This window comes from Komagataeibacter sp. FNDCR2 (assembly GCF_021295395.1).
Lineage (GTDB): Bacteria > Pseudomonadota > Alphaproteobacteria > Acetobacterales > Acetobacteraceae > Komagataeibacter.
Map to the genome: position 1 here is coordinate 2,663,705 of NZ_JAIWOU010000001.1, position 19,186 is coordinate 2,682,890.

Sequence of the window (19,186 nt, forward strand, 5' to 3'; positions counted from 1 at the left end):
CATGCATGAGGTCACGCCCGGACACCACGCGGGGGCCGCCCCTCGCATAAAGATGATGGCGGGAAGGGGCATGGTCCTGTGGCATCAGGGGCTGACGGCCTGTTCGTAACGGGAAAAAAGATAAAGACATGATGCGGTCCCTGCGTTTTTTCGACGATCTTGCAAAAACCCTTGCCCGCCAGCCCCCCATGGCGCTGGGGGTAGTCTATCCATGCAGCGTACCCGCCCTTCAGGCCGCGGCCCGGATTGCCGCGCAGGGCATGGCCGTGCCCACGCTGATCGGCCCGGCGGCCCATATGCGCCCTATGGCCGCGACAGCCGGAATCGACCTTTCGGGGTGCCTTTTCGCCGATGTGCCCACGGCGGAGGACGCGGCCCGCCAGGGCGTGCGGATGGCCCATGACGGAAAGGTGGCGGCGTTGATGAAAGGCTCGCTCCATTCCCGCATCTTCCTGCATGAACTCGGCCACCATGAAGGCGGGCTGCGCACCACCCGCCGCATGAGCCATGTTTACGTGATCGACGCGCCGCAGGCCCCGCGCGTGCTGCTGGTTACCGATGGCGCGGTGAACATCGCCCCGGAAATCGAGGCCCGGCGCGATATCGTCCAGAACAGCATCGACCTCGGGCACATGCTTGGCCTGCCCCAGCCACGGGTCGCGCTGCTCTCGGCCGTGGAAATGGTCAATCCGGCGCTCCCGTCCACGCTGGACGCGGCGGTTCTGTGCAAGATGGCCGAACGCGGGCAGATCACCGGCGGTGTCGTGGATGGTCCGCTGGCGTTCGACAACGCCATCAGCCCCGAGGCCGCGCGCTGCAAGGGCGTGGTTTCCCCCGTGGCGGGGCTGGCGGATATTCTGGTCGCGCCCGACCTGGAGGCAGGCAACATCCTGGCCAAGCAGATGACCTTCATCGGGCAGGCGCAGGCGGCCGGCATTGTCATGGGCATGCGCGTGCCCGTCATCCTGACCAGCCGGGCCGACCCGGTGCCGGTGCGGGTGCTGTCCTGCCTGGTCGCGGCGGTGATGATCCGCCAGGGCTACGGGGCGAACCCGGCGGCGCGCATGGACCAATGTGGATGATGCATATGTATAATGCATGAAACAGATAACGATCCGCGCGTCCCATGGTCTCGCCCGCCCGGTCAGGGTATTTCCGGGCGGCGGCAGGCTGGTGCGCATGCCGTGTGCGGTGGCGCGGCGCGGGCGGGTTCGTGTTCCTCGCGCAGAGATGATGCCCCGCCTTAGCGCACATGATGGCAAGGAAGGGCTGATAGCGAAGTGAGTCCGGTCGTCCGGGCGCGGGTCCGCCCCGGGCCGGCGCCGGATGCCGCAGGCGCCAGATATGCCGGCGCCAGATATGAACGTGCAATCAGGCCGGGCCTTCCCGTGCCGCCGGGTGGGCTGCCCGGTCCAGTCGATGAACAGTCACGCAGCGGGTTTCCAATGCCGAGCCGGAGAATGTCATGACCTCGAATCCCTCATCCGCCGTTTCCACCTACGATGTTGTCCTGATTGGCGGCGGCGTTATGAGCGCCACGCTGGGCGTGCTGCTGCGCCAGCTTGAGCCCAACCTGTCCATCGCCCTGTTCGGGCGGCTGGATGACGTGGCCCTGGAAAGTTCCAATGGCTGGAACAACGCGGGCACCGGCCATTCCGCCCTGTGTGAACTGAACTACACGCCGCTGCGCCCGGACGGGAACGTGGACATTTCCAAGGCCGTGAACGTGAACGAGGCCTTTCAGGTTTCGCGCCAGTTCTGGTCCTATCTGGTGGAATCGGGGCAGATCACCTCGCCACGGGATTTTCTCAACCCCATCCCGCACATGAGCTTCGTGTGGGGGGCGGAGAACACGGATTTCCTGCGCAGGCGCCACACCGCGCTGCAGGAACATCCCCTGTTCTCGGGCATGTCGTTCTCGACCGATGAAGGGCAGTTGCGCCAGTGGATGCCGCTGGTCATGCACGACCGCAAGCCGGGCGAGCCGCTTGCCGCCACGTGGCACCCGGCGGGCACGGATGTGAATTTCGGCGCGCTGACGCGCCGCCTCATCGGCATCCTGAAAAGCAGGCCGGGCTTTGAACTCCATCTCGGCCATGAGGTGGAAGACCTCAAGCCCGCCGGAAGCAACGAATGGGACGTGTCGGTGCGCGCCATGCATGGCGGGGCCGAGCGCAAGGTGCGCGCGAAATTCGTGTTTATCGGCGCGGGCGGCGGCGCGCTGCCGCTGCTGCAGAAAAGCGGCATCCCCGAAGCGCGCGGCATTGGCGGCTTTCCCGTCAGCGGGCAGTTCCTGCGCTGCACCAACCCCGATATCGTGGCGCGCCACCATGCCAAGGTGTACGGCAAGGCCTCGGTCGGTGCGCCGCCGATGTCGGTGCCGCACCTGGATACGCGCGTGATCGACGGGCAGCGTGGCCTGCTGTTCGGGCCATATGCCGGGTTCTCCACCAAGTTCCTCAAGCAGGGATCATGGCTGGACCTGCCGCGTTCGATTCGCATGGATAATATCGGGGCGATGCTGGCGGTGGCGCGCGACAACTGGCCGCTGACCCGCTACCTGATCCAGCAGGTGCTCCAGTCCGCCGATGACCGGATCAAGGCGTTGCAGGATTTCGTTCCCTCCGCGCGCAAGGAGGACTGGGAACTCATTACCGCGGGCCAGCGCGTGCAGGTGATCAAGAAAGACCCGACCCGGGGTGGGGTGCTCCAGTTCGGCACGGAGGTCGTGACCGGGGCGGGCGGGTCTATCGCGGCCCTGCTGGGCGCATCGCCTGGCGCCTCCACCGCCGCCCCCATCATGCTGACGGTGCTGCAGCGCTGCTTTGGCGGTCGCCTGCCGCAATGGGCGGGACGCCTGCGCGAGATCGTGCCGTCCTATGGCGTCAAGCTGGCGCAGGATCCCGAACTGTGCGCGCAGGTGCGTGAGCGCACCCGCACGATCCTGCAACTGGAAGGCTGAGGGAACGGCCCCGCCCGGCCTTGCGGGGCCGGGCGGGTACGCTCCATTCGTCAGTCCTCGTCGTGCTCGCTCATCTGGTCGGCCGGGTGGCGGACAGGCGGGGCGGTCGTGCGGGGCGGGCGGTTCTCGATCTGGCGGCGCATGAAATGCGTTGCGATGTCGGCCAGTTCAATGAACTGGTCGGCCTGTCGGCGCAGTTCATCGCCAATGAGCGGGGGCGAGGTCTTGATGGACCCGACCACCGTGGTGCGCACGCCCTGGCGCTGCACGGATTCCAGCAGGCGGCGGAAATCCGAATCCCCGCTGAACAGCACGGCGTGGTCGATATGGGAGGCCATTTCCATCATGTCCACCGCCAGTTCCACATCCATGTTGCCCCGCACGCGGCGGCGGCCATTGTTGTCGATGAACTCGCGCGCGCTCTTGGTCACAAGCGTGTAGCCGTTATAGACAAGCCAGTCCGTTAGCGGTTTGAGGGGGGAATACTCCTCGGTATCCAGCACGGCGGAATAGTAATAGGCCCGCAATACGTTTGATTTCGAACGGAAGAACTGCAGCAGTTTGCGATAATCGACCTCAAATCCAAGATTGCGGGAAGCGGAATACAGGCTTGTGCCATCTATAAAAAGGCAGAGCCGCTCCTGAGGTTGAAAAAACATTTATGATCTGTCCCTGAAACAAGAAAGTGGATACGCCACGGTCGCGTTAAATTCTGTCTGGTATGTATTTTGCATTGAAGTGAAAGTTGTCGGGTAACGCTGTTTCATGATGTATGAAGCCGGTATCCTACCAGAAGTTTCCTAACCAGTGGATTACTACCCGACCATAACCGTCCGGAATACAGATTTCATATGACAATGCTGCAATCCGCTTCTTCGCGCGCTGATATCCTGATTGCGGTCGGAGCCAATCTGCCACGCGAAAGTGGTGAAACTGCGGCCGAGACGTGCCTGTGGGCCGTGGACCAGCTCGCGCGGATCGATAGCCTGTCCATTATAGCAGTATCCGACTGGTATGAAAGCGCGCCGGTGCCCCCATCGGGCCAGCCGCCCTATGTCAACGGGGTGGTGCGGCTGTCCGGGCGGGTGGATCCGGCATGGCTGCTGGCGCGACTGCACCGGATCGAGGCCGCGGCCGGGCGCAGGCGCACGGTGGCCAACGCCGCCCGCCCGCTCGACCTGGACATCATCGCCATGGGGGATCTGGTCCGCGCCAGCCCCGATCCCGTCGTGCCGCATCCGCGCGCGACGCAGCGGGCCTTCGTGCTGCTGCCGCTGCGCGATGTCATGCCCGACTGGCGCGACCCCGTAACCGGGCGCCCGCTCGACGCCCTGCTGCCGGGGGTGGCGGGGCAGGAGATCACCCGCAGGCGGGCCGAGGATACGGACTGAAGCCTTGCATCGGGACGGGCGTGGGGGTATTAAGGTAAATTCTGATCTACATAACCAATTACTAACCGGAGTTCAGGCCTGATGGCACGCGTCACTGTCGAGGACTGCGTTGAGCGGGTTCCCAATCGTTTTGAACTGGTGCTGCTGGCGGCCCAGCGCGCACGCGCCCTGTCGCGTGGCGAGGAAATGACGATTGACCGCGACAACGACAAGAACCCCGTTGTCGCCCTGCGCGAGATCGCCGACCAGACCGTGGGTCTGGACCAGATCCGCAGCGACCTCGTCCGCTCGCTGGCCCGCGCGCCCGAGCCCGAGCCCGCCGATGAGGAAGTGGTCGACCTGATCCCGACCGAGCAGAACATCTTTGGCCTGCAGGATGTCTCGGCGGAAGAAGAGGCCCGCAATTCCGGCGGCATGTCCGCCGAGGAACTCGAAGCCTCGGTCGAGGCGGCCCTGAGCGGACGCGGCCGGTAACATCTGACGAAAGGGTGGAAGGTGACTGACCCGGTCGGATCGGAAACGACATCTTCCTCCATGCCCGCGCCCGTCGCGGGCGGAGTGGCTGAAGGGGATGGCGCGCTGGCCCTGCCCGCCCGCAGGGGGGACGGTGAGCGCACCATCACGTGCGAAGGGCTGATCCGCCGCATCCACGCGTATGATCCCGCGGCCGATGCGGATCTGATCCGCCGCGCCTTCGCCGTGGCGCAGACGGCCCATGCCGGGCAGTTGCGTGACAATGGCGACCCCTACATCATCCACCCGCTGGCCGTCGCCAACATACTGGCGGGCTTCCATCTCGATATCGCGTCCATCATCACGGCCCTGCTGCATGACACGATCGAGGATACGGGTGTAACCCAGCAGGAACTGCGCCAGCAGTTCGGGGATACGGTTGCCGACCTGGTCGATGGCGTCACCAAGCTGACGCGGCTGGAGCTCCAGTCCGACCGCACCAAGCAGGCCGAGAATTTCCGCAAGCTCGTGCTGGCCATGTCGCGCGACATCCGCGTGCTGCTGGTCAAGCTGGCGGACCGCCTGCACAACATGCGCACGCTGCATTATGTCCAGCGTCTGGACCGCAGGCAGCGCATCGCGCGCGAAACCATGGAAATCTACGCCCCCCTTGCCGGCCGTATCGGCATGGACAAGGTAAAGGGCGAACTCCAGAACCTGTCCTTCGCGGCGCTCGAGCCGGAGGCGATGGCGACCATCCGCGCCCGTCTCAACTACCTGCGCGGGCAGGGCGCGGACGTGATCGAGGAAATCCGCCGCGAGCTTCTGGCCCTGTGCGCCGAAGCCGGGCTGGAAGGCGTGGATGTGACGGGGCGCGAGAAGACGCCCTATTCCATCTGGGAAAAGATGCAGCGGCGCAACGTGGCGTTCGAGCAGCTTTCCGACATCATGGCCTTCCGCATCATCGTTCCCTCGCGGGAGGCATGTTACATCGCGCTCGGCGCGGTCCATGCCGCCTATCCGGTCATTGCCGGGCGGTTCAAGGACTATATCTCCACCCCCAAGGCCAACGGCTACCAGAGCCTGCATACCGGGGTGACGCTGCGCCACCCGCGCAACCAGAAGATCGAGGTGCAGATCCGCACGGCGGAAATGCATGACGTGGCGGAAAATGGCGTCGCCTCGCACTGGCTGTACAAGCAGTTGCCCGATGCCGCGGGCGGCGGTGAAACGAAGGGCGTCATCTCGGGCCTGCGCTGGGTGCAGGACCTGCTGGATATTCTGGAAGATTCCGCGGCCCCGGACGAGTTCCTTGAGAATACGAAGCTCGAACTCTACCAGGACCAGGTTTTCTGTTTCACGCCCAAGGGGCAGCTGATCTCCCTGCCGCGTGGCGCGACCCCGGTCGATTTCGCCTACGCCGTGCATAGCCAGGTGGGCGATACCTGCGTGGGTGCGCGCATCAATGGCCGCCTCATGCCGCTGCGCCACGAATTGCAGAATGGCGATCAGGTCGAGATCATGACCGCGCGCGGGGGCACGCCCTCGCCATCGTGGGAGCGGTTTGTCGTCACCGGCAAGGCGCGGGCGCGTATCCGCCGCCATGTCGCCCTGCAACAGCGCGAGGCCCATCTGGAAAGTGGCCGCGTGGCGCTGGCCAAGGCGTTCCGGCAGGAAGGGGTGGACGGTTCGGAAAAGGTGCTGGACAGCCTGCTCAAGGATCTGCGCCTGCAATCGGTGGCCGACCTGTACGTGGCGGTGGGAAATGGCAACCAGTCCGCGCGGGAGGTCGTGCAGCTTGCCTATCCCGAACTGCGCCGTGCGCCGCGTGCGCCGCGCATGGTGCCCGGCCTGTCCATGCGCGCGCCCATTGGCGGTGGCCCCGGCGGGGGCGCGCTGCGCCGCAGCAGGCCCGCCGCGGCGGGTATGGCGCTGGCCGGGGTGGGCGCGGGCATGGCGGTCCATTTCGCCGGGTGCTGCCACCCGCTGCCCGGCGACCGGATCGTGGGCATCGTCTCGACCGGCAAGGGGATCACGGTGCATGCGCAGGGGTGCCAGACGCTGGAAACCTTTGCCGCCACGCCCGAGCGGTTCATGGATCTCGATTGGGATTACGACCTGATCGCCCGCAATGCCACCGGCCACCATACCGGCCGGCTGAGCGTGGTCACGGCCAATGAACCGGCCATGCTGGCCACGCTGACCAATATCGCCGCCAAGCATGAAGGGGTGATGGTCAACCTGCGCATCGTCAATCGCCAGCTCGAATTCATGGAAATCCTCGCGGATATCGAGGTGCGCGACCTGCGGCACCTGACCGCCATCATGGTGGGGCTGCGCGCCGCCAAGGGCGTGGTGCAGGTCGAACGGGCAAGGGGCTAGGCCATGCTGATCGGCATGGGCTCCGACCTGTGCGATGTCAGGCGGATCGAGGCGGTGCTGCTGCGCCATGGCCCGCGCTTCGTGCGGCGCGTGTTCACCGCGCGCGAGCAGGCGGCGGCCGAGCGCAGGCAGGGCCTTGCCCGGCTTGGCACCTATGCCAAGCGCTGGGCGGCGAAGGAAGCCTGCGCCAAGGCGCTGGGCACGGGCTTTGCCCAGGGCGTGTACCACCACGACATGGGGGTTGAGAACCTGCCCGGTGGCCAGCCGGTCATGACGCTTTCGGGCGGGGCGCTGGCGCGGCTGGAAACGCTGCGGCCGGCAGGGTTTGACACGCGGATTTTCCTGACCATGACGGACGAGCACCCCTATGCCTTCGCGCAGGTCATGATCATGGCGGAAAAAGCTGGCGCGGCCTGATCGCACTGCCCCCGTGCGGGCAATGCTTGACAGGCAGGTGGCGCGTGGGCTTGATCCGCACGTTATTCGTCCGGCGGTCGCTGTCCGGTCGATACCAGATCCGGATTAAAGAACAATTATGCCCATGGACGATAACAAGACCCTTTCCTCCCCGCCGCGAACCGCCCCGTCACGCCGGGAGGGCGGGCTGGTTGAACTGCTGCGCACCATTGTCATCGCGGGCCTGCTGGCCGTGAGCGTGCGCACCGTGCTGTTCGAGCCGTTCAATATCCCGTCGGGCTCCATGATCCCGACATTACAGGTGGGGGATTACGTGTGGGTGGCCAAGTACAGCTATGGCTATTCCCGTTTCGCGCTGCCCGGCTCGCCCAACCTGTTCCAGGGGCGGATCTTCGACCATGCGCCCCACCGTGGCGACGTGGCGGTCTTCCGCTTCACCAAGGATACGTCGATCGACTATATCAAGCGCATCGTCGGCCTGCCCGGTGACCATATCCAGATGCGCGAAGGCCATCTTTACATAAACGGGCAGGAAGCGCCGCGTCAGCCGGAGGGCGAATACGTGGCGATAGACGAGCACCGCACGCATATGGAGGGGGACCGCTACCGCGAGATCCTGCCCGGCAGTGACGGGCGCGGGCCGGTCGCGCACGATATCCTCAAACTGACCGATGAGGGCGGCAAGAACGACACGCCCGAATATGTCGTGCCGCCGGGTTACTTCTTCGCCATGGGCGACAACCGTGATGACAGCGCCGACAGCCGCTTCATGGGGGATGAACCGCAGGATCTTGGCTTCGTGCCCATGGAAAACCTGGTGGGGCAGGCCAAATGGATCTTCATGTCCGTCGATGGCATGCACCCGTTCTGGCAGTTCTGGTACTGGCCGGCCGAAATCAGGTGGAACCGCCTGTTCATGGGGGTTCACTGACCATGGAGGCCGCGCGTGTTCCGGCCACCGAAATCCGGCGGCTGGAAGCCTGTCTGGACTATCACTTCGTCCAGCCCGCCCTGCTGCTGCAGGCCCTGACGCACCGCTCCGCCGCGCATGAACGCAATGGCGGGCGCCGTACGCGCCAGAGCGTGGCGAAGCGTGGCGCCGGCTCCAACGAGCGGCTGGAATTCATCGGCGACCGCGTGCTGGGCCTGCTCATGGCGGAATGGCTGCTCGAACGCTTCCCCCATGAGCAGGAGGGCGCGCTTGGCCCCCGCCACGCCCATCTCGTCTCGCGCACGGTTCTGGCCCGGATCGCGCAGGTGATGGACCTGCATGCGGCGCTCGACGTGGCCGAGCATGAGGCGCGGGCCGGGGTGCGGCAGACGGCCAACGTGCTGGCCGACGCGGTGGAGGCGATTCTGGGGGCCATCTATCTTGATGGCGGGCTGGAGCCCGCGCGCGGCTTCGTGCGCAGGATGTGGAATGACTCCATCGTGGCGCAGGCCCATCCGCCCAAGGACCCCAAGACCGCGTTGCAGGAATGGGTGCTGGCGCGGGGGCTGGCGCTGCCGCAGTACCGCGTTATCTCATCCGATGGCCCATCGCATGCGCCGCGTTTCGTCATAGCGGTGGACGTACAGGGAAAAACCGGGCAGGGCGTGGCCGGAAGCAAGCGCGCCGCTGAAAGTGACGCCGCATCCGACCTGCTGCGCCAGCTTGGCGCGGAACGGCAGGACGCCTCTACCCCCGACCGTAAAGGGCACGGACAATGACTGGTCTGGATCAGGACAGGACGACACGCTGCGGTTTCGTGGCCATCGTGGGGGCGCCCAACGCGGGCAAGTCCACGCTGCTCAACCGCATGGCGGGCACCAAGCTGTCCATCGTCAGCCCCAAGGCGCAGACCACGCGCTTCCGGGTGCTGGGCATTCTCATGCGCGGGCAGGCGCAGATGCTGCTGGTGGATACGCCGGGCATCTTCCAGCCCCGGCGCAAGCTGGACCGCGCCATGGTCGCGGCCGCGTGGACCGGGTCGGAAGATGCGGACATCACGCTGCTGATCGTGGATGCCCGCGCGGGCATGACCGAGGCGCTGCGCGCCATCGCCACGCGGCTGGCGGAGCAGAAGCGCAGGCTGTGGCTGGTGCTGAACAAGACGGATCTGGTGCGCCGCGACGCGCTGCTGCCCCTGACGGCCGAACTGTCGGCCATCCTGCCGGTCGAGCATGTGTTCATGGTCAGCGCGCGCTCGGGCGAGGGCGTGGATGACCTGCTGGACCGTCTGGCGGCGGAACTGCCGGTGGGGCCCTACCTTTATCCCGAGGATGACCTGACCGACCTGCCCGACCGCCTGCTGGCGGCCGAGCTGGTGCGTGAGCAGATATTCCTCCAGACGCATGAGGAAGTGCCCTACGCCGCGACAGCCGAGACGGAAGGCTTCGCGGAACGGCCCGATGGCTCGGTTCGCATCGATGTGACCATCTATGTGGCGCGGGCCTCGCACAAGGCTATCCTGATCGGTGAGCGCGGCAGCCGGATTCGCGCGATAGGCGAAAAGGCGCGGCGTGAACTCGGTCGCCTGCTGGGCCGGACATGCCACCTTTTCCTCAACGTCAAGGAACGCGCCGGATGGGACGAGGAGCGCGCCCGCCTGCGCGCCATCGGGCTGGACGACGCATCCTGAATCCTTAAAAGAGGGGCATCATCGGCTTGTGGGGGGGGGCATCCCTCTATATGACAGGGCATGGCCGGGTGGCCTGCCCGTTCCTAGCCCCGTTTGCCTGACCTGTTCCGAGGACCAATGACCCAGCCCGCCAAACCCCAGTCCGCTGCCTCCTACAAGCGCGTCCTCCTGAAGGTGTCGGGGGAGGCGCTGATGGGAAGCGGGTCGTACGGGGTCGATCCGGCGACGGTCGACGCCATCGCCGCCGATGTGGCGGCCGTGGCCAGCACCGGGGTCGAGGTGTGTCTGGTCATCGGTGGCGGCAACATCTTTCGCGGCATGGCGGCGGCGGCCCGTGGCATGGACCGCGCGCAGGGCGATTACGCCGGCATGCTGGCCACCGTCATCAATGCGCTGCTCATGCAGAACGCGCTGGAGCGGCATGGCGTGCCCACGCGGGTCATGACGGCCATTCACATGTCATCCATAGCCGAGCCGTATATCCGCCGCCGCGCTGTCAGGCACATGGAAAAGGGCCGGGTCGTGATCTTCGCCGCCGGCACGGGCAATCCGTTCTTCACGACCGATACGGGGGCGGCGCTGCGCGCTGCGGAAATGGAATGTGACGCCCTGTTCAAGGGCACGCAGGTCGATGGCGTCTATTCAGCCGATCCGCGCAAGGATCCCGCCGCCCTGCGTTACGATACCCTGACCTATCGCGATGTCCTGGCCAATGATCTCAACGTCATGGATGCGGCGGCCATCAGCCTGGCGCGGGAAAACCGGCTGCCCATAGTCGTATTCAATATTCATGAGCACGATGCCTTCTCGCGTGTCATGCGCGGCGAGGGTCGTTTTACCACCATCGTGGCGGCGGACTGAAGCAGGGCGGATCCCTGCGGGCGCCTGTGCCGTCATGGCGGGTGGATAGAAAATTAGGAGGAGGGCCACGGTGTCTGTCGATCAGAAGAGTTTGCTGGCGGATATGACCCGCCGTATGGATGGCGCGATTGAAAGCCTGCGCCGTGATTTTGCCGGCCTGCGTTCCGGCCGCGCCAGCCCCGCGCTGCTTGAGCCGGTGCGGGTGGAAGCCTATGGGGGCGAGGTGCCGCTGACACAGGTCGGCTCCATCGCCGTGCCCGAGGCGCGCATGCTGACCGTGCAGGTCTGGGACCGCACGCTGGTGGGTGCGGTCGAACGCGCCATCCGTGATGCGGGCCTGGGGCTCAACCCGGCGGCCGATGGCCAGACGGTGCGCGTGCCCATTCCCCAGTTGACCGAGGAGCGGCGTAACGAACTGGCGCGCGCGGCGGGGAAGTATGCCGAAAATGGCAAGATCGCCGTGCGTGGCGTGCGCCGTGATGGCATGGACCAGACCCGCAAGCTGGAAAAGAACAGCGAAATCAGCGAAGATGACGTCAAGGTCTGGTCCGATGCGATCCAGAAGCTGACGGACCAGTACGTCAAGCGCGTTGACGAACTGCTGGCTGAAAAAGAACGCGAGATCAAGCAGGTCTGATCGGTCTGTGAGCGCCGCATTCACTCCGCTTCTCCCCGTGCATGACTGAGGAGGGGGATCAGGGCTTGTCCGGGTCGGATCATCGCGTTGCGGGCGGCGTGTGCCTGCCGGAGCATGTCGCCATCATCATGGATGGCAACGGGCGCTGGGCCAACCTGCGCGGGCTGCCGCTGCTGGCGGGGCACCGCGCCGGGGGCGAGGCGGTGCAGCGCACCGTACGCGCCGCCGTGAAGCGGGGCGTGAAATGGCTCACGCTTTATGCCTTTTCATCGGAGAACTGGCGGCGCGCGCCGGGTGAGGTCGCGGACCTGACCGGCCTGCTGCGGTATTACCTGCGGCACAAGGTGGCCGAACTGTCGCGCGAAGGGGTGCGGCTGCGGGTGATTGGCGACCTGACCCGTTTTCCCGTCGATATTCAGGAAGAAGCCCGCCGCGCCGAACGCGTGACGGCGGCCAATGGCAGGCTGGTGCTGGTGCTGGCGCTGTCCTATGGCGGGCGGGCCGACATCGTGCAGGCCGCCATCCGCATGGCGCAGGCCGTGACACGGGGCGAACTTGCCGCCAGCGACATTGATGAGACGGTTTTCGCCGGCGCGTTACAGACCGCGGGCATGCCGGACCCCGACCTGATCGTGCGCACGAGCGGGGAATGCCGCCTGTCCAATTTCCTGCTGTGGCAGTCGGCCTATGCCGAGCTGGTGTTTCTGGAAACACCGTGGCCGGATTTTGACGAGACGCATTTCGATACCGTGCTGGCGATCTATTCCCGGCGTGAAAGGCGATTCGGTGCAAGGCCAGGCTGAAGGGAAGGGAACTGCCCCGTCTGGTGGCGCGCCCGTTAAATCCGGCAACTGGAAAGACCTGCGCGCCCGTGTGCTTTCGGCCGCGGTGCTGGTGCCGCTGGCCGGGCTGTGCGTATGGGCGGGCGGTCTGGTCTATGGCGGGCTGATCGTGCTGGTCATGGCCGGCATGGCCAGCGAGTGGGCACGGATGTTCGGCTTCGGGCTGGAGACGCGGCGCGGGAAGATCTGCCTGGCATGGGCGGCGTGCATGGGTATCGCGGCGGTGGCGGGGCACTGGGGTGGCGCGCTGCTGCTCATGGTGGCGGCGGGCGTGCTGGGTCCGGCGCTGTGGGCGGGTCAGGTGGCGATAGGCTGCGCCGGGCTGTCGCTACTATGGCTGCGCTACATGACCGATCCCGGCGCCGGGGTGGTCCTGTTCCTGGTCGCCTGCGTGGCGATGAGTGATACGGGGGCCTATATGGCGGGGCGTGTTTTTGGCGGCCCCAAGCTCGCGCCGCGCATTTCGCCTGCCAAGACGTGGTCCGGTTCCATGGGGGGGCTGCTGAGCGCCGTGCTGGTCGGCATGGCGATCGCCCATTTCATGCCCGGCGCCCGACCGGGGGCGTTGTGGCGGGGGGCGATGTTCGGCGGGCTTGTGGCCATCGCCGCCCAGATTGGGGATCTCGCGGAAAGCGCGCTGAAGCGTGCGCGTGGCGTGAAGGATTCGGGTGCCATCCTGCCCGGCCATGGTGGCCTGCTGGACCGTTTCGATGGCCTGCTGGTCGCGGCCCCCATGGCGGCATTGCTGTCTTTATGGGCAGTCGGCCGGGCTGCTTTCTGGTATGTGGGGCTGCACTGAAGCCATGGCCCGGCCATGAGATGTTTGGGGGAATGACGTTATAATGAAGACAGTTTCCGTTCTGGGCTGTACGGGCAGCATCGGCTGTTCCACCGTGGACCTGCTGCTGCAGGCGCCTGAGCAGTTTCGCACCGTGGCGCTGGTGGGGGGACGCAACGTGACCCGCTTGGCCGAGCAGGCGCGGGCGCTGGGCGCGCGGCGCGCGGTCATTGCCGATGAGAAGCTGCTGCCCGAACTGGAAACCCTGCTGGCGGGCAGCGGTGTGGAAACCGCCGGTGGCCGCGCGGCCGTGATCGCGGCGGCGGCGCTGCCGGTGGACTGGACCATGGCGGCCATTACCGGCGCCACCGGGCTGGAGCCGACGCTGGCGGCGGTGCGTAACGGGAAATCCGTGGCGCTGGCCAACAAGGAGGCGCTGGTCTGCGCGGGCGATGTCATGCTCAAGGCGGTGGCGGATGCGGGCGCGACACTGCTGCCTGTCGATTCCGAGCATAACGCGGTTTTCCAGTCGATGGCGGACAAGCAGGCCAGCGAGGTCGAACAGATCATCCTGACCGCGTCCGGCGGCCCGTTCCGCCGCGCCACGCTGGAAGAAATGGAAAAGGCCCCCCTGGAAGCCGCGCTCAAGCACCCCACATGGACCATGGGGGCCAAGATCACCATCGATTCCGCCACCATGTTCAACAAGGGGCTGGAACTGATCGAGGCCGCGCGCCTGTTCAACGTGACCGAGGACAAACTGGGCGTGGTCGTGCATCCGCAATCCGTGGTGCATGGCATGGTGCAGTACACCGATGGCTCCATCGTGGCCCAGCTTGGATCGGCCGATATGCGGATCCCCATCGCCCACACGCTGGCGTGGCCCGCGCGCATGCCCACCAATTCGCCGCGCCTGGATCTGGCGGCGCTGGCGCGTCTCGATTTCGAGGCGCCCGATGAGGTCCGCTTCCCCGCGCTGCGTCTTGCGCGCGAATCCCTGCGCGCGGGCGGGGCCGCGCCCGCCATCCTGTCGGGCGCCAATGAAATCGCGGTGGAGGCCTTCCTCAAGCGCGAAATCGGGTTCCTGGATATTGCGCGTATTGTCGAGGATGTGATGCAATCACTGGGCGCGCAGCGGGCCGACACGCTGGAGGAAGTGCTGCACTGGGACCATGAGGCCCGTCGTGTCGCCCGCCTTCGCACGGTTGCGCGCGCGGCCTGATATGATTCTGGATGGTCTTTCGGGCCATCGGGAGATAGCGTAGCGACCATGCATGATCTGATCCGGACTGTTCTGGCCTTTTCCCTGGTTCTGGGGGTTCTGGTTTTCATTCACGAGCTTGGTCACTACCTTGCCGCACGCTGGCGTGGGGTGCATGTCGAGGTGTTCTCGATCGGTTTCGGCCGTCCGCTCCTGCGCTGGCATGACAGCGTGGGAACGGAATGGCGCCTGTGCCCCGTACCGCTGGGCGGCTATGTCCGTCCCCACGGATTCGAAGGCCCGGACGACGCGACCGAGGAACAGAAAGCCGCCTGGCAGCCGGGGCGCACGTTCCATGACAAGCCGGTCCTCTCGCGTGCGATCGTGATCGTGGCGGGGCCGGTCTTCAACTTCCTCCTTGCCATTGTCCTGTTCACCGGGCTGTTCGCCATGGCGGGGCAGCCGCGTGTCCTCAACCAGGTGGCGCAGGTGCTGCCCGGCAGCGCCGCCGCCAGCGCGGGGGTGGAAAAGGGGGACGAGATCATCCGTGTCGGTGCGCATGTGGTGCGTGACGTGGCCGATCTCCAGTCCTTCGTCAGCGGGCAGGCGGGGGCCGAGACCACGCTTACGGTTCACCGCAATGGGGCAGACACGACGCTGCCGGTCCATATCGGCAGCGTGGCGGAAAAGGGCGCGGCCCCGCATGGGCAGATCGGCGTTTCCTTCGCCGCTGAAATGGGCAAGCCGCAGCCGCTGCCGCAGGCTTTCGTCTCGGCGGTGAAGGAGACGTGGCATGTCTCGGTCCAGACGCTGGACGGGCTGTGGCAGATGATTTCCGGCCAGCACAGCACGAAGGATCTCGGCGGTCCGCTGCGCATTGCCCAGATGTCGGGGCAGGTGGCGCAGTACGGCCTGTCCAGCCTTGTCTCGTTCATGGCCCTGCTCTCGATCAACCTTGGACTGATCAACCTGTTCCCGGTGCCGATTCTGGATGGCGGGCGGCTGGTATTTTACATATTCGAGGCCATTCTGGGGCGGCCGGTTTCGCGCCGCGTGCAGGAAGTCAGCTTCCAGGCCGGTTTCGCGCTTGTTGCCGGGCTGTTCCTGTTCTCGACATTTAACGATCTGTCACATTTCGGGCTGTTTCAGTGGCTCGCCTCGCGCGCGGGACAGGGCTAAGGTACCCCGCGTGACACAATTACTTGCACATTGCGGCGGATATCGGATAGGTCCGCCACGAAGGCTGATACATGACAGGAAGGGAGCCGGCCCTCCATCCGGTCTTAATGCATGGCTGATCCGCATGCCGAATGGTGAGGAATAGCGATTTTGTCGAGTAAACGTTCAGCGCTGCTTGCGTCTGTCTGCGTTGTGCCGCTGTTCTGGACAGCCAGTGCCTACGCACAGGATGAAGCGGCACAGAACACACCATTCAGCGGGGACATGGCGCCAGGCGATGCGGAACAGCAGGCGCCGGAGGTCGAGGCCATCAAGCCGCCGCCGCTCGAAGACCCGATCGAGGCCGTGGACATCAAGGGCAACAGCCGGATCGAGACCAGCACCATCCTGTCCTACATGGTCGTCCAGCCCGGTGACCGCTTCAATCAGGATCTGCTCGACCGTTCGCTCAAGACCCTTTACGCCACGGGCCTGTTCCATGACGTGACGCTCAAGCGCGTGGGTAACGTGCTGGAAGTGCATGTGGTTGAAAACCCCATCGTCAACCGCATCGTGTTCGAAGGGAACCATTCCGCCAAGGACGAGGACCTGACCAAGGTCATCTCGCTGCGCCCGCGCGCGGTCTATTCCCCGCAGGGCATCTCGGCCGACCGGCAGAAGATCCTGGCCGTCTATGCGGAAAAGGCGCGTTACGCCGCCACCGTCACGCCGCAGATCATCCGGCTCGCGCATAACCGCGTGGACGTGATCTTCCATATCAACGAAGCGCAGAAGACCCTGATCAAGAAAGTCACCTTCGTCGGGAACCACGCCTTCAGCAGCGCGCGGCTGTCGGGCATCGTCTCATCGAAGGAGACGGCATGGTACCGCTTCTTCGCCTCCAGCGACCAGTACAGCCCCGAGCGGATCAAATACGACGCCGAGCTGCTGCACCGTTTCTACCTGAAGAACGGGTTTGTCGATTTCCAGATCAAGAACGCCACGGGCGAACTCTCCCCCGACCGCAAGTCCTTCTACATCACCTATACGATGGAAGAGGGGCCGCGTTACCGCCTGAACAAGATGGATGTGCGTTCCTCCCTGCGCCATGTCACCGCGGAATCCATGCGCAAATACATCACCCTGTTCCACAACCAGTGGTACGATGGCAGCGCGATCGAGCATAACGCCACCAACATGCAGGAGATGCTGCAGGGCAAGGGCTATCCCTTTGCCATGGTCCACCCCGAAATCGCCCGCAACCCGGAAAAGCGCACGGTCAACCTTCTGTTCGACATAAGCGAAGGCCCGCGCATGTATGTCGAGCGCATTGACATCAACGGCAACACGATCACGCAGGACAAGGTGATCCGCCGCCAGTTGCCCATGGCCGAAGGCGACCCGTACACGCCGCTCGACCGCAAGTATTCCAAGATGATCCTGGAGGATCTGGGGTTCTTCAAGACCGTCGCGATCGACCAGACCCCCGGCTCCGCGCCGGACAAGGTCAACATCTCGGCCGACGTGGTGGAAAAGCCGACGGGCGAGTTCTCGCTGGGCGGCGGGTATTCGACCGATGCCGGCGTGCTGGGCAATCTGGGCCTCAAGCAGCATAACCTGCTGGGCACCGGCATCGACGCGGGCTTTACCGGCACCGCCGCGTATTATGAAGACCAGGCCGACATCTCGCTGACCGATCCCTACTTCCTCAACCGCAACCTTGTGGCGGGCGTGGATATTTTCGGCATCCAGAACCGTTACATGACCTACCAGAGCTATTCGGAAGGGCGGTACGGCATCACGCTGCGCATGGGGTATTCCTATAACAACCACCTGTCGCAATCGTGGAGCTATACGCTGACCGATCGTAACGTGGGTGATACATGGTCGGATTCATCCTATTACGTTCTGGATCAGGCGGGCTGGTCCCTGCTGTCGCAGCTCAGCACCACCCTCACATACGATACGCGTGACCGCCGCCAGCAGCCGCACAAGGGGTTCGTGGTGCGTGTGGGGGGTGATCTCGCCGGTATCGGGGGGAATGAGCGGTACCTGCGTGGCAAGGTGGACGCCGCCTATTACGTCCCGCTCGACAGCATCATGGGCAATCATGACTGGACGGTGGAAATGCGGGGCGGCGTGGGTGATATCATGAACTGGGGCGGTGGCCGCAGTGATATCATCGATAACTTCTACCTTGGCGGCACCACGCTGCGCGGGTTCATGGATGGTGGCGTCGGGCCGCGAAGCATGGCCATTCCCGCGCGCGACGGGAACCCCATGCACTCGCAGGAAGATTTCCTGGGTGGCCGGTTCCTCTATACCGCTTCGGCCACGGTGCATTTCCCCATCCCGTTTGCTTCCGCCATGGGGCTGAGCGGGCGTTATTTCGTGGATATGGGCGGTCTGGACGGCCTGCGCGTGCGTAACCGCTATACATCCATGAAAGACTGGCCCAAATATACTCCTGTCTATGGTGATACACTCACGCCACGCGTCTCGACCGGTGTCGGCATTGCGTGGAAAAGTCCGTTCGGGCTCGTGAATATCGATCTGGGCGTTCCGCTGGTCCGTCAGGAACATGACAGGACACAGTTGCTCCGCTTTGGCTTCGGCCAACAATTCTGAGGTGATAATGTTGCGTAAATCCGGCATCCGTCTGCTTGCCGCAACCGCTCTGCTCGGGTGGGGAACTCTGGTCGTACCGGGCGCGCGCGCCCAGGGTGCAGCGGGGGGAGGAAACGCTGGCTGGTTCGTGCCCAAGGCAACCCAGCCCCCCGCCGCGCATGCCCCCCAGGCCGCGGCCCCCGTGCCGTTGCCGGCCCCCACGGCCGACAGCGAGGAAGCGCAGTCGCAGAATCCGCCGATCCTGCCCCTGCCGCCCGTGCCCAAGACGCCGGACGTGGCCAAGAGCGCGCCGCCGCCGGCGCCCATCATCGGCGTGATCAGCGTGCCGGACGTGATGCGCCTGTCCTCCGCGGCGCAGCAGGCCGAGCGGGTACTCGGCGCCCGGCGCGACGACCTGGCGCGCGATGCGCAGAAGGAACAGGCCGGGTGGCGTGACGAGCAGCAGAAGCTGCAGGGTCAGGCGCGCACCATGTCGTCCGACCAGATCCAGGCAAGCGAGCGCAAGCTGCAGGAACGCGTGATCGCGGCGCAGAAGGATTTCCGCAACCGCAACCGCATCATTCAGGAAGCGGCGCAGGTCTCGCTGGGGCAGATCGAGCGTGAACTGGTCCAGATCATCCGGCAGGTTGCGGCCAGCCATGGCATGAACCTCGTGCTGCACCGTGAGCAGGTCGCCCTGAGCCAGGAAAGCCTCGATATCACGCAGCAGGTGGCCAGCCAGCTCAACGCGGTGCTGCCCACGGTGTTTATCCCCGCCGCAGATGTGGACCCCGAGGTCCTGGCCAAATCGGGCACCATGCCCACCACGGCCGATGCCGGCACCCCCGCCCCGGCCGCGCCCGCCAAGCATTAAGG

General features: G+C 65.3%; 18 protein-coding genes. 17 read left to right on the plus strand and 1 reads right to left on the minus strand.

Annotated elements, in window-relative coordinates:
* Positions 1 to 128: 128 nt before the first annotated feature.
* Positions 129 to 1,082: a bifunctional enoyl-CoA hydratase/phosphate acetyltransferase gene (locus tag LDL28_RS12650; protein WP_233058865.1), complete on the plus strand. Its 954-nt coding sequence runs from the start codon at positions 129 to 131 to the stop codon at positions 1,080 to 1,082.
* A gap of 383 nt (positions 1,083 to 1,465) precedes the next feature.
* A complete protein-coding gene (locus tag LDL28_RS12655) occupies positions 1,466 to 2,962 on the plus strand; it encodes a malate:quinone oxidoreductase (RefSeq protein WP_233058866.1) in 1,497 nt (498 codons plus the stop codon).
* Positions 2,963 to 3,012: 50 nt separating this feature from the next.
* Here LDL28_RS12655 and LDL28_RS12660 read toward each other — a convergent pair whose 3' ends face one another.
* Entirely contained in the window at positions 3,013 to 3,621 is a 609-nt protein-coding gene (locus LDL28_RS12660; protein WP_025814073.1) for an NYN domain-containing protein, read from the minus strand.
* 192 nt (positions 3,622 to 3,813) lie between these two features.
* On the opposite strand from LDL28_RS12660, the gene folK reads away from it, so the two are divergent.
* From folK to LDL28_RS12735, 15 genes are all read left to right on the plus strand, one after another.
* Entirely contained in the window at positions 3,814 to 4,353 is a 540-nt protein-coding gene (folK, locus tag LDL28_RS12665) for a 2-amino-4-hydroxy-6-hydroxymethyldihydropteridine diphosphokinase (RefSeq protein ID WP_233058867.1), read from the plus strand.
* 81 nt (positions 4,354 to 4,434) lie between these two features.
* Complete coding sequence (gene rpoZ, locus LDL28_RS12670) at positions 4,435 to 4,827, plus strand: DNA-directed RNA polymerase subunit omega (protein ID WP_233058868.1); 393 nt, start codon at positions 4,435 to 4,437, stop codon at positions 4,825 to 4,827.
* A gap of 60 nt (positions 4,828 to 4,887) precedes the next feature.
* A complete protein-coding gene (locus LDL28_RS12675) occupies positions 4,888 to 7,188 on the plus strand; it encodes a bifunctional (p)ppGpp synthetase/guanosine-3',5'-bis(diphosphate) 3'-pyrophosphohydrolase (RefSeq protein ID WP_233059301.1) in 2,301 nt (766 codons plus the stop codon).
* Positions 7,189 to 7,191: 3 nt separating this feature from the next.
* Positions 7,192 to 7,605, plus strand: a complete 414-nt coding sequence (gene acpS / locus LDL28_RS12680; protein WP_233058869.1) for a holo-ACP synthase — start codon at positions 7,192 to 7,194, stop codon at positions 7,603 to 7,605.
* Between the two features lie 124 nt (positions 7,606 to 7,729).
* Entirely contained in the window at positions 7,730 to 8,536 is an 807-nt protein-coding gene (gene lepB, locus LDL28_RS12685) for a signal peptidase I (protein WP_233058870.1), read from the plus strand.
* 2 nt (positions 8,537 to 8,538) lie between these two features.
* Positions 8,539 to 9,315, plus strand: coding sequence for a ribonuclease III (gene rnc, locus LDL28_RS12690; protein ID WP_233058871.1), 777 nt, complete (start codon positions 8,539 to 8,541; stop codon positions 9,313 to 9,315).
* Positions 9,312 to 10,226 carry a GTPase Era gene (era, locus tag LDL28_RS12695; protein WP_233058873.1) on the plus strand — a complete coding sequence of 305 codons (915 nt, stop codon included), beginning with the start codon at positions 9,312 to 9,314 and terminating at the stop codon, positions 10,224 to 10,226. The genes rnc and era overlap by 4 nt, the downstream gene beginning before the upstream one ends.
* A 117-nt stretch (positions 10,227 to 10,343) precedes the next feature.
* Entirely contained in the window at positions 10,344 to 11,087 is a 744-nt protein-coding gene (pyrH, locus tag LDL28_RS12700) for a UMP kinase (protein ID WP_233058874.1), read from the plus strand.
* 70 nt (positions 11,088 to 11,157) lie between these two features.
* The gene (frr, locus tag LDL28_RS12705) at positions 11,158 to 11,724 is read left to right on the plus strand and encodes a ribosome recycling factor (protein WP_233058876.1); all 567 of its coding nucleotides are present in this window, start codon (positions 11,158 to 11,160) and stop codon (positions 11,722 to 11,724) included.
* Between the two features lie 41 nt (positions 11,725 to 11,765).
* A complete protein-coding gene (uppS, locus tag LDL28_RS12710) occupies positions 11,766 to 12,527 on the plus strand; it encodes a polyprenyl diphosphate synthase (protein WP_370636340.1) in 762 nt (253 codons plus the stop codon).
* Positions 12,511 to 13,365, plus strand: coding sequence for a phosphatidate cytidylyltransferase (locus LDL28_RS12715; protein WP_233058877.1), 855 nt, complete (start codon positions 12,511 to 12,513; stop codon positions 13,363 to 13,365). Before uppS ends, LDL28_RS12715 begins: the two co-directional genes overlap by 17 nt.
* A gap of 43 nt (positions 13,366 to 13,408) precedes the next feature.
* On the plus strand, positions 13,409 to 14,566 hold the full coding sequence (dxr, locus tag LDL28_RS12720; protein WP_183479696.1) for a 1-deoxy-D-xylulose-5-phosphate reductoisomerase: 1,158 nt from the start codon (positions 13,409 to 13,411) through the stop codon (positions 14,564 to 14,566).
* Between the two features lie 48 nt (positions 14,567 to 14,614).
* On the plus strand, positions 14,615 to 15,724 hold the full coding sequence (rseP, locus tag LDL28_RS12725; protein WP_233058879.1) for an RIP metalloprotease RseP: 1,110 nt from the start codon (positions 14,615 to 14,617) through the stop codon (positions 15,722 to 15,724).
* Between the two features lie 192 nt (positions 15,725 to 15,916).
* Positions 15,917 to 18,331: an outer membrane protein assembly factor BamA gene (bamA, locus tag LDL28_RS12730; RefSeq protein ID WP_233059303.1), complete on the plus strand. Its 2,415-nt coding sequence runs from the start codon at positions 15,917 to 15,919 to the stop codon at positions 18,329 to 18,331.
* Between the two features lie 7 nt (positions 18,332 to 18,338).
* Complete coding sequence (locus LDL28_RS12735) at positions 18,339 to 19,184, plus strand: OmpH family outer membrane protein (RefSeq protein ID WP_233058880.1); 846 nt, start codon at positions 18,339 to 18,341, stop codon at positions 19,182 to 19,184.
* Positions 19,185 to 19,186 lie beyond the last annotated feature (2 nt).

What these genes read in the sequence shown, in the direction of transcription:
- rnc (WP_233058871.1), top strand. Translation starts at nt 8,539, where the DNA reads ATGGAGGCCGCGCGTGTTCCGGCCACCGAAATCCGGCGGCTGGAAGCC.
- LDL28_RS12660 (WP_025814073.1), bottom strand. Translation starts at nt 3,621, where the DNA reads ATGTTTTTTCAACCTCAGGAGCGGCTCTGCCTTTTTATAGATGGCACA.
- LDL28_RS12675 (WP_233059301.1), top strand. Translation starts at nt 4,888, where the DNA reads ATGCCCGCGCCCGTCGCGGGCGGAGTGGCTGAAGGGGATGGCGCGCTG.
- dxr (WP_183479696.1), top strand. Translation starts at nt 13,409, where the DNA reads ATGAAGACAGTTTCCGTTCTGGGCTGTACGGGCAGCATCGGCTGTTCC.
- LDL28_RS12735 (WP_233058880.1), top strand. Translation starts at nt 18,339, where the DNA reads ATGTTGCGTAAATCCGGCATCCGTCTGCTTGCCGCAACCGCTCTGCTC.
- era (WP_233058873.1), top strand. Translation starts at nt 9,312, where the DNA reads ATGACTGGTCTGGATCAGGACAGGACGACACGCTGCGGTTTCGTGGCC.
- lepB (WP_233058870.1), top strand. Translation starts at nt 7,730, where the DNA reads ATGGACGATAACAAGACCCTTTCCTCCCCGCCGCGAACCGCCCCGTCA.
- acpS (WP_233058869.1), top strand. Translation starts at nt 7,192, where the DNA reads ATGCTGATCGGCATGGGCTCCGACCTGTGCGATGTCAGGCGGATCGAG.
- pyrH (WP_233058874.1), top strand. Translation starts at nt 10,344, where the DNA reads ATGACCCAGCCCGCCAAACCCCAGTCCGCTGCCTCCTACAAGCGCGTC.
- LDL28_RS12650 (WP_233058865.1), top strand. Translation starts at nt 129, where the DNA reads ATGATGCGGTCCCTGCGTTTTTTCGACGATCTTGCAAAAACCCTTGCC.
- folK (WP_233058867.1), top strand. Translation starts at nt 3,814, where the DNA reads ATGACAATGCTGCAATCCGCTTCTTCGCGCGCTGATATCCTGATTGCG.
- LDL28_RS12655 (WP_233058866.1), top strand. Translation starts at nt 1,466, where the DNA reads ATGACCTCGAATCCCTCATCCGCCGTTTCCACCTACGATGTTGTCCTG.
- rpoZ (WP_233058868.1), top strand. Translation starts at nt 4,435, where the DNA reads ATGGCACGCGTCACTGTCGAGGACTGCGTTGAGCGGGTTCCCAATCGT.
- uppS (WP_370636340.1), top strand. Translation starts at nt 11,766, where the DNA reads ATGACTGAGGAGGGGGATCAGGGCTTGTCCGGGTCGGATCATCGCGTT.
- rseP (WP_233058879.1), top strand. Translation starts at nt 14,615, where the DNA reads ATGCATGATCTGATCCGGACTGTTCTGGCCTTTTCCCTGGTTCTGGGG.